The organism is Streptomyces sp. Sge12 (assembly GCF_002080455.1).
In the GTDB taxonomy this organism is placed as follows: domain Bacteria; phylum Actinomycetota; class Actinomycetes; order Streptomycetales; family Streptomycetaceae; genus Streptomyces.
The window spans coordinates 7,727,627-7,740,381 of record NZ_CP020555.1 but is presented as its reverse complement, the minus strand read 5'-3'; the positions used below and the strand labels follow the sequence as shown (position 1 = coordinate 7,740,381).

Below are 12,755 nucleotides of genomic sequence, written 5' to 3'. Positions count from 1 at the left end.
TCGTGTGGACCCTGTGGTCGTGGAAGTGACGCGGGAGGCTCTCCTGTCGTCCTACCCGGACGAAGTCGAGGACCTTGACGCAGCCCTGGAGCGGATTGAGCGGGAGGGCCGCTCTCGGGTGCGGCCGCCGGTCGGCATGGGTGTCGACATGCTGCCGCTGGCCGACTACGTGCTTCCCGCGGTGGCGGCGCTGCTCGGCGCGGTGGGCGGCGCTCTCGCGGAGCAGGCCTCGGCGGTGGTGAGCGAGAGGACGAAGGCGGGACTGGCGCGGCTGCGTGGCCACGCGCAGGACCCGTTCGTCCCGTTGGCCCCGGAGCAGGAAGAGGAGGTGTGCGCCGCAGTCGTCCTGATGCTCCAGGGGAAGGTCACCCCCGAGGAGGCCGCCACCCTGGGTCTGGCCGTGGTCGGGGCGCTGCGCCTGCGCAGGGGCGGCACGCGTGACTGAGGTCTTGGCGACGGATGCAGAAGCAGCTGGGGATCGTGCGCGTCCGCACCAGATCACGTCACCGACCCGCGGACATTACCTGCTGCTGATGGTCGTTCTGGCGGTCGCCGGGATCACCGCCGGGGCACTGATCTTCAACGAAGTGCACGGGACGGCGTGGACCGACGCGGGGAAGAGGTGTGAACAGTCCGTCGCACCGCCACCGCCCGACGATCCGCAGAAGCGGCTCGAAGCCCGGACGATCTTCTTCGCCTGCTTCGCCCCGGCGGAGCGGGTGCGGGCCGCGTCCGGGTTCGCGGGCGGAGCAGCGATCGTCGCGTCAGGGCTGATTCTGACCTGGTGGCTGCCGCGCCGGTTGGTGCGGCAGGTCGGACCGCTGTCCGATCCTCCGGCCCGCTGGTCCTCCCCGGGCCCGCCGGTGCTGCTCGGCGGGCCCGGGCTCGTCGAGCCGTTCACCGTCCAGTACCGGGGCAAGCCGCACATCGTGATGCCGCGCGGCGCACGGCGCCGGCCCGCGGCTCAGATCGAAGCGGTGCTGCGCCACGAGAGCGCGCACGTCGCCGCCGGCGACGTGCGCCTGGTGTGGCTGGTCCGTGGGCTGCGATGGGCGCTGCCGATGGTCGCCGTGGTTCCGCTGGTCGTGACCACGATTGCGGCGCTCGCCAAGCCCGACCGTTCGGTACTGGGTTCGTTGCTGAGCTGGAGCTGGCTGGACTACGCCGCCCGCGTCGCTCTGCTGGCCGTGGCCGCATGGATCATCGCCGCGCGCATCGGCCGGGCCCGGGAACACGAGGCGGACGCCTGCGCCGCGGCCGACGGCGCGGCTCCCGGCCTGACCGCCATGCTCGAGCAGGCGAAGGCCCAACCACGTTCGCTGCGGGAGCGCGTGGCGGGGACGCATCCCACCCCGCAGCAACGGCTGACGTACCTGGCCAACCGGACACCGCCCGCTGTGCTCGGCCGTCTTGACGAGTCGGTGGCCGCAGTCCTCGCGGTAACCGTTCTCACGGCCTCCAACGCGGTGACCACTCCGGCCTTCACCGCCACGGCGGTTGCCCCTTGGACCCCCGCGATCGACGCCCTGCTCGCCGGCGTGCTGTTGGCGGTCACGTGCGGTCCGGCATGGTGGCACCAGCAGCCGCCGGACTCGCGGGCACCCCGGCGGCACCGCGCGGGCGTGTACCTGACCGTCCCGTTGGCGGTGCCGATCGGGCTGTTCATCGGGGTCAATCGCACCGGCGTGGCCGGTGAGAGCCCGTACGGCAGCCTGTGGGTGCTGCTCACCCTTCCGCTGGCGACCGCCGGAGCGACGGTGATCTGCGTGTCGTTGGCCCGGGCTCGGTGGCGTACCGGGCGCACCGACGGCTGGGCGGTGCCGATGCTGGTGACCACGATCCTGTACGGACTCGCGTTCTGGATCGGCACGGTCTCATCGTTCTCCGTGCAGCTGTGGAAACCGTCCGCATACCTGATCCTCGCCGGCGACGCGCAGTGGGCCCTGCCCCTCACGGTCGCCGCCGTGCTGGGCTGCCTGTTCGCCTGGCGTCTGCGGGGCACGACGGCCTCGCGGATCCCACCGGCGATCATTCTGCTCTCCGCCGCCGCGGCAGCAGCAGCGTCCTGCGCGGTACGCCTGCTGACGGAAGCGACCGTCGAGAAGAGCCAGAAGGCCTCGGTCCAACTGCTCGACATGTGGTCGGCGGCCGGAGCCGGCCTGGCCGTGGCCCTGGCCGTCCTCGTCGTCGCACGGGCCGACGCGGTGCCCCATCTCCTCCGAGCCGCGCCGCCGGCCACCGTTCTCGCCTTCGTCGCCATCTACATCCGGTGGGCGACGGTCTGGAGCGACCCCGTCGGAACGGCCCGCCATTTCCTGGTGATACCGCTCGCGGTCCTGGCCGTAACCGTCCTGCTCCTCGCCGCGTTCGTCCCCCTGCTCCCGTCCCGATCCCGGCCGCCGCATCGAGCAGTGCTGTACCTGCTGCCCCCGCTGTCGGCCGGGATCGCCGCGGCCGTTACCACCTTGCTGATCGACTACGCCCACCTGATGGAGTACCGGGTCCGGTCGCCCCTCTGACAGGGGCACCGCCGGGCGGGGGCCGGGGGCTCAGAGGGATTCGCCGGGGCGCAGGTACCGGTAGCCGTGGGCGGTCTCCTCGCCGAGCCAGCCGTTGACGCTGGCGAGGCCGCGCTCGTTGATCTGGGCGTCATGGATGGCGAACGCCCGCTGGGGGGCGACGGCTTTGACGAAGTCGATCGCCTCCACCGTCTTCAGCCACGAACCGTGCACCGGAACCAGGAGCGTCTCGATCTCCTGGTCGGGCACGTGCAGCGAGTCACCCGGGTGGTAGACCGCGTCATCGATGACGTAGCCGAGGTTCGCGCAGTCGGGCTCGCCGCCGTAGATGAAAGCGTGGCGCCCGCCCACCGGCCGGATGCGGAAGCCGGCCGCGGTGAACTCCGTACCGGCGGACACCTTGTTGACCTCCAGCCCGGGTATGTCGGCGTCGGCCGGGGCGTGGACCGGCACGCCGAGACCGGCCAGGCGCAGCACATCGATGTGGTCGGCGTGTTCGTGCGTCACCACTACGGCGTCGGCACCGGCCAGGGCGGCCGGTTCGCTCCACGTCCCGGGGTCGATGACGAGAACGCGGCCGTCCTGCTCGATCCGGACACAGGCGTGGGTGTACTTCGTGATCAGCATGACCTCGGACCGTACCGCCGCCGTGTCCCGCCGCGCAGCGATTATTCTCCCGTCGCCCCGTCGATGACCTCGCGCAGCAGGTCCGCGTGCCCGTTGTGGCGGGCGTACTCCTCGATCATGTGGGTCAGGATGTAGTGCAGCGAGTACGGCCGGTCGCCGAAGTCCCCCGTCACGTCGAGGGACTCGGCAGCGTCCACGATCTCGCGCGACCGCTCGCACGCCTGGTCCCAGATCCTGAACGAGTCGGCCACGTCCGCGTCCTCGACGTGGAACTCCGTCCACTCGCCCGCCTCGTTCTTCGGGAAGTGGCCGCGTACGTCCTCGCCGGCCAGGACGTTGCGGAACCATCCGCGCTCGACCTCGGCGAGGTGGCGCACGAGCCCCAGCAGGCTCAGCCCGGACGGGGGCACCGCTTTCATCCGCAGCTGCTCCTCGGTCAGCCCCGCGCACTTCATCATCAGGGTGTCCCGCTGCCACTGCAGGATGCTGGTCAAGGTGGCGCGTTCGTCGCCCACCAGAACGGGCTGGTGTCTCTGTTCGTCGATCATGGGGTGATCATCACATCGGAGCCCGTCCCCCGCCCACCGTGTTTGCGGCTGCCGGTCGGTGCAGCTGCCGGAAGAAGGCACGGATGTCCCCGACCAGCAGGTCCGGCACTTCCATGGCCGGGAAGTGGCCTCCGCGGTCGTACGAGGTCCAGCGCACGAAGGTGTCGGTGCGCGCGGCGATGTGGCGCAGCGGGATGAAGTTGTCCCGCGGGAAGTCGGCCAGTGCGGTCGGGGTGCGCGACACCTCGGGCGGGCGGCCGGCGTAGGCGGCGTGGGCGCGCTCGTAGTAGATCCGGGCCGCGCTGCCGGCCGTGCCGGTGAGCCAGTACAGCATCACGTTGGTCAGCATCTGGTCCCGGTCCACGGGGCAGGCGGGGTCGCTCCACTCGTCGAACTTCTCGACGATCCAGGCGAGCAGGCCGACCGGCGAGTCGTTCAGCCCGTACGCGAGGGTCTGCGGCCGGGTCGCCTGGATGTCCGCGTATCCCTGCCGCTCGCGTGCCCAGACCCGGTACCGCTCCCAGGACGCCAGCGTCCGCGCCCGTTCGGCGGGGGACAGTGCGGCCAATTCCTCCGGTCGTGGTTCGGTGGTGGCCCCGCCCCCGGGCAGCAGGTTCAGGTGCACGCCGATGACGCGGTCCGGCCGGATCCGCCCGAGCTCCCGGGAGATCGCGGCTCCCCAGTCGCCGCCCTGCACCCCGTACGAGGGGTATCCCAGCCGTTCCATCAGGACGCCGAAGGCGCGGGCCACGCGTTTGAACTCCCAGCCCGGCTCGGTCGTGGGCCCCGAGAGTCCGAAGCCGGGGATGCTCGGCAGCACCAGGTGGAAGGCGTCCGCCGGGTCACCGCCGTGGGCGCGCGGATCCGTCAGCGGTCCCGCGACGCGCTGGAACTCCACCAGTGATCCGGGCCAGCCGTGCGTCATGAGCAGCGGGGTCGCGTCCGGCTCGGGCGAGCGCAGGTGCGCGAAGTGCACCCGTGCCCCGTCGATGACGGTGGTGAACTGCGGCCACTCGTTCAGCCGGGCCTCGGCCGCCCGCCAGTCGTACTCCTCGCGCCAGTACCGGGTGAGCTCCCGCATCCGTGCGAGCGGCATGCCGTACGCCGACCCGACACCGGGCAGCTCGTCGGGCCACCGCGCGCGCCCCAGCCGCTCCCGCAGGTCGTCCAGCTCTCCCTCGGCCACGTCGAGCCGAAATCCGGTCACCCGTTCGTCATGATCACTCATGACCCGCATGGTAGGCCGTGCCTTCCGGGTCCTGCCGGGCTCGCGGTGGCCGGCACCGCGCCTCGCGCCGCACCTGCGGAGCGGTCAACTCACCTTCTCCACAAGTCCGTTACGGAGTCCACTCAGGTCACTACGGAGAAGCAATCAGGCAAACGGTCACACAACTCCCCGAATCGATCGCCCACGTCCACAAAAAAGTACCTGTCGACTGGTTTCCTTTCGAGTTGCGCGACTACATTGACGGCACACCGCAGCGACCACCGCGCGGGAAGTGACCAGGGGGACGAGCGCACGTGGCGAGGGCGAGACAGGAGCGGGCCGAGATCACCCGCCAGGCCATACTCACCGGCGCGGCCACCGCCTTCGACGTCAGCGGGTTCGAGGGCACCAGCCTCAGCGATGTCGTCAAGCACGCCGGAGTCACCAAGGGCGCCCTCTACTTCCACTTCCCGTCGAAGGAGGCCCTCGCCCGCACCCTGATGGACGAACAGTTCCAGGTCGCCGAACACCTCGCCGCCATCGAGGAGCCGGGCCTGCAGACCGTCATCGACCTCACCCACCGAATGGCCGTCGGGCTGCGTTCAGACGTCCGTATCCGCGCCGGAATCCGCCTGGTCATCGAGTTCGGATCTTTCACCCATCCTGATCCGACCCCCTACGACACCTGGATCGACACCTGCCGCAGCTGCCTGGCACCGGCTCAGGAACGCGGCGACATCCACCCGTCGCTCGACGTCCGGGCCCTGTCGACGCTGCTCGTCGGAGCCTTCACCGGCATCCAGGTCACCTCGTACGTCCGCACCCGCCGCGAGGACCTCCACCAACGCGTCACCGACCTGTGGACCTTCCTCCTCCCCACGATCGTCCCCGCTCAGCGCATCGACCGCTTCCTCCCCACGGGCACGCCGGCGGCCGCTCCGCCGGAGCCCACCCACTGACGCAGGACGGCCTCGCACACGCCGTGGCGATCCACGGGGGTGCTTGCCACGGCGTGGCCGAGACCGCCCTGACCCGACCGCACCACCGGCCCGACCCGGTCCCCGCACGCCCTGTGCCGCCCCGCTGCGCCCGTCGCCACCCGTTCCGGCGGTGGCGACGGCGGTGGCGGTGACGGGCGTCAGGCCCCGGCGGGGGCCAGGGTGTCCACGTCCTCCATGAAGCTCAGCATCCGGGCGTTGACCAGGTCCGGGTGGTCGAGCTGCGGTCCGTGGCCGGTGGCCGCGATGATCTCGGCACGGGCGCCGGGTATCAGGCGCGGTACGCGTTCCAGCTGCCGCTGCGGGTGCACGAGCAGGCTCCGCCTGCCCATGACGAGGTAGAGCGGGGTCCTGATCGACCGCAGGGCGTCCTCGGCCAGCGGCAGCGGCGCCGGGCGCCGGATCCGGAACGCCCGGGCGCCCGCCTGGACCCACGTGCGCATCTCGGGCACGACGATGACCGGCTGCTCCAGCCAGGCGGCGAGGCGCGGCCGCAGCGCCTTCGGCGCGAAGCTGGCGAAGAGGCTGACGAAGACCCAGGCGAAGAAGCGCAGGCCCACCTTCTCCAGGCCGCCGGGGTCGAGGAGCGTGACGGAGGCGAGCCGGCCGGGTCGGCGGTGCGCCTGGTTGAGGACGAGCCAGCCGCCGTAGGAGGAGCCGACGAGGTGGACCTTGTCGAGGCCGAGCGCGTCGAGGGCCTCGTCCAGCCACTGGGCCGCACGCTCGGGCTGCCACATGGGTTCGCGGTGGACGCTGCGGCCGGCGTCGCCGGGGGTGTCGAGCGCGTAGACGGGGCGTTCGGCGCTGAGCGCGGGGGTGTTGGGGTACCACATGGCGGAGCAGTAGCCCGCGCCGTGGATCAACACGACCGGGGTGCGGGACTCGGCCGCCGGGTCGTCGGGGCCGTACCGGTAGACGTGCGTGGTGCCGAAGCTCGTCTCGACGTCCGTCTCCGAGCGGGCGGGTGCACCCATTGCGTAGAGCGTGTCGCAGGCGGCGAAGTAGCGGTCTCGCAGGGTGTCGTTCACATAGCGGCCGATGTCGCGGCGCGGACGGGTTCGGGTGGCGTTCTCGGGCACGGGGCACCTCCGGGAAGATCCGTTCTTCGTAATACGAACGTACCATAAAAGTGGTACAGCGGTATCATCAAAGGGTCCGGGCGGCCCGGACCGCGAACCCACCACCGACGGGCGGAGACACGAGACATGCCGAAGCGCGTGGACCACGAGGAACGGCGGGCCCAGATCGCCGAGGCGCTCATCCAGGTCGCCGGACGGCGCGGACTTCACGCCGTGGGCATGCGCGACGTGGCGGCGGAGGCGGGCGTATCGCTACGGCTCGTGCAGTACTACTTCCAGACCAAGGAGAAGCTGCTCTTCTACGGCCTCCAGCACCTCACCGACCGCTTCACCGCGCGGGTCGGCGAGCGCCTGCGGGCCGTGGGGCCCGACCCCGGCCCGCGGGCGACCATCGAGGCGCTGCTGCTGGCTTCCCTCCCCACCGACGAGGAGAGCAGGACCTTCCACCTCCTCTACAGCTCGTACTCCATCCTGTCCGTGACCGACGAGGCCCTCGCCGCCCAGCCCTTCATCGACAGTCCGGACGCCGCGGAGAACGCCCTCGCCGGCCTGCTCCGACAGGCGCAGGAGAACGGGCTCGCCGATCCCGGCGCCGACGCGCGCACGGAGGCGATCAGCCTGCTCGCCATGACGGCGACCATGGGCACCAGCATCCTCGTGGGCCAGCGGAAGCCCGAGTCGGCCGTCGCGGTGCTCCACCACCACCTCGACCGGATCTTCACCGCGCCGCCGCGGCCCACCGCACCCACCGAGCCGGCCGCGCCGGCCGGCGGTCAATAGCCGTCCCGCCCCGGCGAGTTCCAGGACTGTTCACCCCCACGTGGCCCACACCTTCCCCGACCGGCCGGGCACGGCCGGTCGAATGGCCTCATCAAGAGGTCTGGACCAATGAAGTCGCGCCAATTCCGTGGCGCATTGGCTCCAGTGCCACATTCCCGCAACAACTGGTCTATACCTTTGGGACTAGGGTGGGCCACCTGAAACGGGTACATGCACAGCCGTGGGGGGCTTTATGACCTTTCATCATCTTCCGCAACCACCATCCGACGAAGAGCTCTACTGGTACTTCGGACCGCAGCGCCGCTGGGTGCTCGTCAGCACCTCGCTCGCCTTCGTGTTCACGGCGGCGACCATGTTCACCTTCGCCCTGCGGACACCGGCCCTGTGGGCCTTCCTCGCCGTCCTCGGCCTCAACGTCGTGGCCCTCGCCCTCTCCTCCGTCAACAGCCTGCGCCAGCGCCGGCTCACCCGGCAGTCGCACGAGGTGCTCGTGCACGCCTGGCAGCCCGCCGCACTGCCGGAGGTCGACCTGTACCTGCCGACCTGCGGCGAGCCCCTCGACGTGCTCGGCAACGCCTACCGCTCCGTCGCGGCCGTCGACTGGCCCGGTGCGCTGACCGTCTGGGTCCTGGACGACGCCGACCGGCCCGAAGTCGCCGCGCTGGCCGCCTCGTACGGCTACGAGTACGTCGTACGGCCCGACCGGGGCCACCTGAAGAAGGCCGGCAACCTCAACCACGCGCTCACCCTGAGCAGCGCCGGGTTCATCGCCATCCTGGACGCCGACTTCGCCCCGAGGCCCGACTTCCTGCGCCACTTGGTGCCGTACCTGGCGGACCCCGCCGTCGGCATCGTGCAGAGCCCGCAGTGCTTCGACACCGACGAGAGCATGGGGTGGATCCAGCGGGCCGCCGGCTCCGCCCAGGAGTGGTTCTTCCGCTGGATCCAGCCGTCCCGGGACGCGAGTGACGCCGCCATCTGCTGCGGCAGCAACGCCGTGTACCGGCGCAGCGCGATCGACCTGGCGGGCGGCTTCGCCCGGCTCGACCACAGCGAGGACCTGTACACCGGACTCGCCCTCCACGAGCAGGGGTTCCGCACCCTGTACGTGCCGGTGCTCGTCGCCAAGGGCACCTCTCCCGACCGGGTCGCCTCCTTCGTCAACCAGCAGTACCGGTGGGCGATGGGCAACCTCCACCTGCTCGGCACGCCCGTACTGCGGCGGATGCGCGCGCCCTGGCGGATGCGGCTGTGCTTCTACGAGGGCATCGTCGGTTATCTGACCACCGCGGTGAACACCTTCGCGGCGCCGCTGCCGCCGCTGGTGATGATGTTCTGGTACCCCGAGCACATCCGGCCCTGGCACGTGCTGCCGCTGCTCGCCCCGCTGTGGCTGTGGCACGTGCTGCTGCCGAGGATCAGCCGGACCCGCTGGCGGGTGGAGGTCATCCGCGCGAACGTCCTGACGAGCGTGGCCGCGGCGACCGCGTTCGTGCACACGCTGCGGGGGCGCAGCGCCGCATGGGTGCCCACCGGTACGCGCGGGGCGGCGGCCCGGGGCGGGATGGCCCGCCGGGTGATCGCCGTCTCGCTGGTCTGGCTCGTGGTCTCCAACGGCGCCGCCGTCATCGGCCTCGCGCTGGCCGTGGAGCGGGGCGGCTGGGAGCCCAACTGGGGTCTGTTGCTCTACCTCCTGGTGCAGTGCCAGATCAATGTCCCGCTGATCCGGGACCTGGCGGCCGAACTGCATCCGGCCGCGGGACCCGTGCGCGCCCGGCTGCGGGCCGCACTGCGCTCGCGCACCGGCATGCTGCCGCGCCGCTGGCCCGAGACCGTGGCCGCCTCGGCGGTCCTCCTGCTCACCGGCCTGCTGGCATCGGGGTGGGTCGACCCGATGCTTCCCTGGCTGAGTTGAAAGGCACCATCGTCATGTCCTACCTCCTCACCCCCGGCCGGCGCCGGCCCCGCGGGGCCGCGGCCGCGCGGGCCGGAGAGCTGCCGTCCGGATCCCGCTCGGGCGGCGAGTCCGGGCCCAGCCCGCACCGCTCCGCTTTCCGGCCCGACATCGAGGGCCTGCGGGCGGTCGCCGTCCTCGCGGTGCTCGCCTTCCACGCCGGGATCCCCTGGACGACCGGCGGTTTCGTCGGCGTGGACGTCTTCTTCGTCATCTCCGGCTACCTGATCACCGGGCTGCTGGTGCGGGAAGCGATCACGACCGGCCGGATACGGCTCGGTGACTTCTTCTCCCGGCGGGCCCGGCGGCTGCTGCCCTCCGCCGCCGTGGTGCTCGCCGCGGTGGCCGCGGCCGGCGCCTGGCTGACCGTACCGCTGCGCCGCACGGACCTGGAGTACGACGTCGTCGCGGCGGCGCTGTCCTTCGCCAACTGGCGTTTCGTCTCGCAGCGGACCGACTACCTCGCCGCTGGTCACGACCAGAGCCCGCTGCTGCACTTCTGGTCCCTCGCCGTCGAGGAGCAGTTCTACCTGTTCTGGGCCCCGCTGCTGGCGGTACTGGTGCTGTGCACGGCTCGTGCGGTCCGCCGGGGCCGGGCCGTGCGCCTGGTCGTGGTGCTCGCCGCCGCCCCGGTGGCCGCGGCGTCGTTCGCCCTGGGCGTGTACTGGACCGAGCACTCCGTATCGCTCGCGTACCTCGGCACGCCCTCGCGCGTCTGGCAGTTCGGCGTCGGGGCACTGCTCGCGCTGCTCCCCTGGCACCTGATGCGCGGGCCCCGCCCGCTGCGGCTGCTGTGCGGCTGGGCCGGGGCCGCGGCGATAGGCTGGTGCGTCGTGTCGTACGACGCGGCGACCCCGTACCCCGGCCACGCGGCGCTCGTGCCGACCCTGGCCACGGCGGCCGTGATCCTCGCGGCGATACCGGGCCGGGGCGAGCGGCACACCCCCGGCACGTGGGACGTCGGGCGGCTGCTGTCGGGGCGGGCGCCGCGGGCCGTCGGGCGGCTGTCCTACAACCTGTACCTGTGGCACTGGCCGGTGCTCGTGCTCGCCGAGGTGCGGCTCGGCCCGCTCGGCTGGCCCGCGAAGACCGCGCTGACGCTGGCGGCCGTCCTGCCCGCCCTCGCCACCCTGCGCTGGGTGGAGCAGCCGCTGCGCCGCAGCCGTACGGTCTCCGAACTCCCGCGCCGCGGCCTGTCGGTGGGCGTCTCGGCGATCGTGCTGCCGGTGGTCCTGGCGCTGGTCGTGGGGACCACGACGCTGCGGGTGCTCGGCCCGGCCGGCCCGGTCGACGCGCAGGGGCTGCCACCGGGCGCCGCCTCGGGCCCCACGCTGCTCGCCCGCACGCCCGGCACGCCGCTCGTGGACGGTCCGGTGGTGCCGAGTCCCGTGCAGGCGCGGTCGGACTTCCCGCCGGACGGGGCCTGCGAAGTGGCCCCGGCCGAGACGCGGAGCCCCGCCTGCCTGTTCGGCGCGGTGGACAGCCCGGACCGGATCGTGCTGCTCGGCGATTCGCACGCCGGGCAGTGGTTCTCCCCGATGCTGGCGCTGGCATCACAGCGGGGCTGGGCTCTGCAGGAGTTGGTGAAGCAGGGCTGCCCGCTGCCGGAGCTGACGGTGGACAGCCCGCAGCTCGGCCGCGCCTACCGGGAGTGCGACACCTGGCGCGCGGACGCCCTGGAGCGGCTGAAGCAGCAGCCCAGGCCCCGCCTCATCGTGATCGCCTCGCTCAACCGGTACACCGACGACGCGAAGCTGCTGGCCGAGGCGTGGGAGAAGACCCTGACGCCGCTGCGGGCACTGGGCGCACCCCTCGTCTACATCGAGGACACCCCCGTACCCGGTACGGACGTTCCGGCGTGCGTCTCCGGCCGGCCCGACTCCCCCGCCGCGTGCGCCTTCAGCCGCGCGGACGCCCAGCTGCCGGATCCGCTGGCGGTGCGGATCGCATCGGGCGCGCTGCCGGGCGTACGGAGCGTCAGTGTGAACCCGGTCCTGTGCCCGGGCGACGGGCCGACCTGCCCGGCGGTGCTCGACCGGATCCTGCTGTACCGCGACGACGCGCACCTGACGAACGCGGCGGCCGTGGTCCTGACCGACCGGCTGGAGCGGATGTTCACGGAGTCCGGGCTGTTGCCCGCCGCGGCCGCCGGCGGCCCCGGGGCCGCCGGACCCGGCGCCGCCCCGGGGGCCGACGGGTGGACGCGGTTGCTCCGCGACGACTTCGACGGTCCGGCGGGCACCCCTCCGTCCGCCGTCAACTGGCTCCACGACCTGGGCACCTGCTACCCGGGCTGCCCCGCGCCGCAGTGGGGCACCGGGGAGGTCGAGACCATGACCGACTCGACGGACAACGTCCGCCTCGACGGGCAGGGCGCCCTGGAGATCGTGCCCACCCGCGACAAGGACGGCCGGTGGAGTTCGGGTCGGATCGAGACGCGGCGCTCCGACTTCGCGCCGCCGCCCGGCGGGGCGCTGCGGATCGAGGCGTCGATCGCGCTGCCGGACGTCACCGGGGAGGGGGCGGCCGGATACTGGCCCGCGTTCTGGACCCTGGGGGCACCGCTGCGCGACGGGTACACGGGGTGGCCGGGCGTCGGGGAGCTCGACATCATGGAGTCCGTGAACGGGCGGGACACCGTCTTCGCCACGATGCACTGCGGTGTCCTCGAAGGAGGCCCGTGCCGGGAGCCGGCGGGCCTGACCTCGGGTCCGCAGCCCTGCGACGGCTGCCGGACGGCCTTCCACTCGTACGCCGTCGAGGTCGACCTCGCGCCCGGCGCGCAGGAGGTGCGCTGGTACCTGGACGGGCGCGTGTACCACCGGGTCGGCGCCGACCGGATGGACCCCGGAACGTGGCGGGCGGCGGTGGAACACGGGCTGTTCCTGATCCTCAACGTGGCGGTCGGCGGCAGCCTGCCGCTGGCCGACGGCGCGGTCGCGGGTCCCGTGACCGAGCCGGGCCATGCGATGCGGGTGGACCACGTCACCGTCTCGGCCCGGGGAGGGAAGGGGTAGGCGCAGCAGGGCGGCGCCCCGCTGCC

General features: G+C 72.3%; 10 protein-coding genes. 6 read left to right on the top strand and 4 right to left on the bottom strand.

Annotation, left to right across the window (positions count from 1 at the left end; genetic code table 11):
- Positions 1-4 precede the first annotated feature (4 nt).
- Together B6R96_RS34700 and B6R96_RS34695 are read left to right on the top strand one after the other, a co-directional pair.
- The gene (locus tag B6R96_RS34700) at positions 5-445 is read left to right on the top strand and encodes a hypothetical protein (protein WP_081524743.1); all 441 of its coding nucleotides are present in this window, start codon (positions 5-7) and stop codon (positions 443-445) included.
- Positions 446-533: 88 nt separating this feature from the next.
- Entirely contained in the window at positions 534-2,519 is a 1,986-nt protein-coding gene (locus tag B6R96_RS34695) for a M48 family metalloprotease (RefSeq protein WP_081524742.1), read from the top strand.
- Positions 2,520-2,549: 30 nt separating this feature from the next.
- Here B6R96_RS34695 and B6R96_RS34690 read toward each other — a convergent pair whose 3' ends face one another.
- Genes B6R96_RS34690 through B6R96_RS34680 form a run of 3 tightly spaced genes read right to left on the bottom strand, consistent with a single transcriptional unit; the run spans position 2,550 to position 4,931 of the window.
- Positions 2,550-3,146, bottom strand: coding sequence for an MBL fold metallo-hydrolase (locus B6R96_RS34690; protein ID WP_081524741.1), 597 nt, complete (start codon positions 3,144-3,146; stop codon positions 2,550-2,552).
- Positions 3,147-3,187: 41 nt separating this feature from the next.
- On the bottom strand, positions 3,188-3,694 hold the full coding sequence (locus tag B6R96_RS34685; protein WP_081524740.1) for a DinB family protein: 507 nt from the start codon (positions 3,692-3,694) through the stop codon (positions 3,188-3,190).
- A gap of 10 nt (positions 3,695-3,704) precedes the next feature.
- Entirely contained in the window at positions 3,705-4,931 is a 1,227-nt protein-coding gene (locus B6R96_RS34680) for an epoxide hydrolase family protein (RefSeq protein ID WP_443070003.1), read from the bottom strand.
- Positions 4,932-5,215: 284 nt separating this feature from the next.
- On the opposite strand from B6R96_RS34680, the gene B6R96_RS34675 reads away from it, so the two are divergent.
- Complete coding sequence (locus tag B6R96_RS34675; RefSeq protein ID WP_030386663.1) at positions 5,216-5,860, top strand: ScbR family autoregulator-binding transcription factor; 645 nt, start codon at positions 5,216-5,218, stop codon at positions 5,858-5,860.
- A 179-nt stretch (positions 5,861-6,039) separates the two neighbouring features.
- On the opposite strand, the gene B6R96_RS34670 is transcribed toward B6R96_RS34675, so the two are convergent.
- Positions 6,040-6,978, bottom strand: a complete 939-nt coding sequence (locus B6R96_RS34670; RefSeq protein ID WP_081524739.1) for an alpha/beta fold hydrolase — start codon at positions 6,976-6,978, stop codon at positions 6,040-6,042.
- A 126-nt stretch (positions 6,979-7,104) separates the two neighbouring features.
- Between B6R96_RS34670 and B6R96_RS34665 the strand changes: the two genes are divergently transcribed.
- The 3 genes from B6R96_RS34665 to B6R96_RS34655 all read left to right on the top strand — a co-directional run bounded on the left by B6R96_RS34665 (position 7,105) and on the right by B6R96_RS34655 (position 12,729).
- Positions 7,105-7,758, top strand: coding sequence for a TetR/AcrR family transcriptional regulator (locus B6R96_RS34665; RefSeq protein WP_081524738.1), 654 nt, complete (start codon positions 7,105-7,107; stop codon positions 7,756-7,758).
- A 232-nt stretch (positions 7,759-7,990) separates the two neighbouring features.
- On the top strand, positions 7,991-9,673 hold the full coding sequence (locus B6R96_RS34660; protein WP_081524737.1) for a glycosyltransferase family 2 protein: 1,683 nt from the start codon (positions 7,991-7,993) through the stop codon (positions 9,671-9,673).
- 14 nt (positions 9,674-9,687) lie between these two features.
- On the top strand, positions 9,688-12,729 hold the full coding sequence (locus B6R96_RS34655; protein WP_081524736.1) for an SGNH hydrolase domain-containing protein: 3,042 nt from the start codon (positions 9,688-9,690) through the stop codon (positions 12,727-12,729).
- Positions 12,730-12,755 lie beyond the last annotated feature (26 nt).

What these genes read in the sequence shown, in the direction of transcription:
- B6R96_RS34690 (WP_081524741.1), bottom strand. Translation starts at nt 3,146, where the DNA reads ATGCTGATCACGAAGTACACCCACGCCTGTGTCCGGATCGAGCAGGAC.
- B6R96_RS34680 (WP_443070003.1), bottom strand. Translation starts at nt 4,931, where the DNA reads ATGCGGGTCATGAGTGATCATGACGAACGGGTGACCGGATTTCGGCTC.
- B6R96_RS34655 (WP_081524736.1), top strand. Translation starts at nt 9,688, where the DNA reads ATGTCCTACCTCCTCACCCCCGGCCGGCGCCGGCCCCGCGGGGCCGCG.
- B6R96_RS34685 (WP_081524740.1), bottom strand. Translation starts at nt 3,694, where the DNA reads ATGATCGACGAACAGAGACACCAGCCCGTTCTGGTGGGCGACGAACGC.
- B6R96_RS34660 (WP_081524737.1), top strand. Translation starts at nt 7,991, where the DNA reads ATGACCTTTCATCATCTTCCGCAACCACCATCCGACGAAGAGCTCTAC.
- B6R96_RS34665 (WP_081524738.1), top strand. Translation starts at nt 7,105, where the DNA reads ATGCCGAAGCGCGTGGACCACGAGGAACGGCGGGCCCAGATCGCCGAG.
- B6R96_RS34695 (WP_081524742.1), top strand. Translation starts at nt 534, where the DNA reads ATGGTCGTTCTGGCGGTCGCCGGGATCACCGCCGGGGCACTGATCTTC.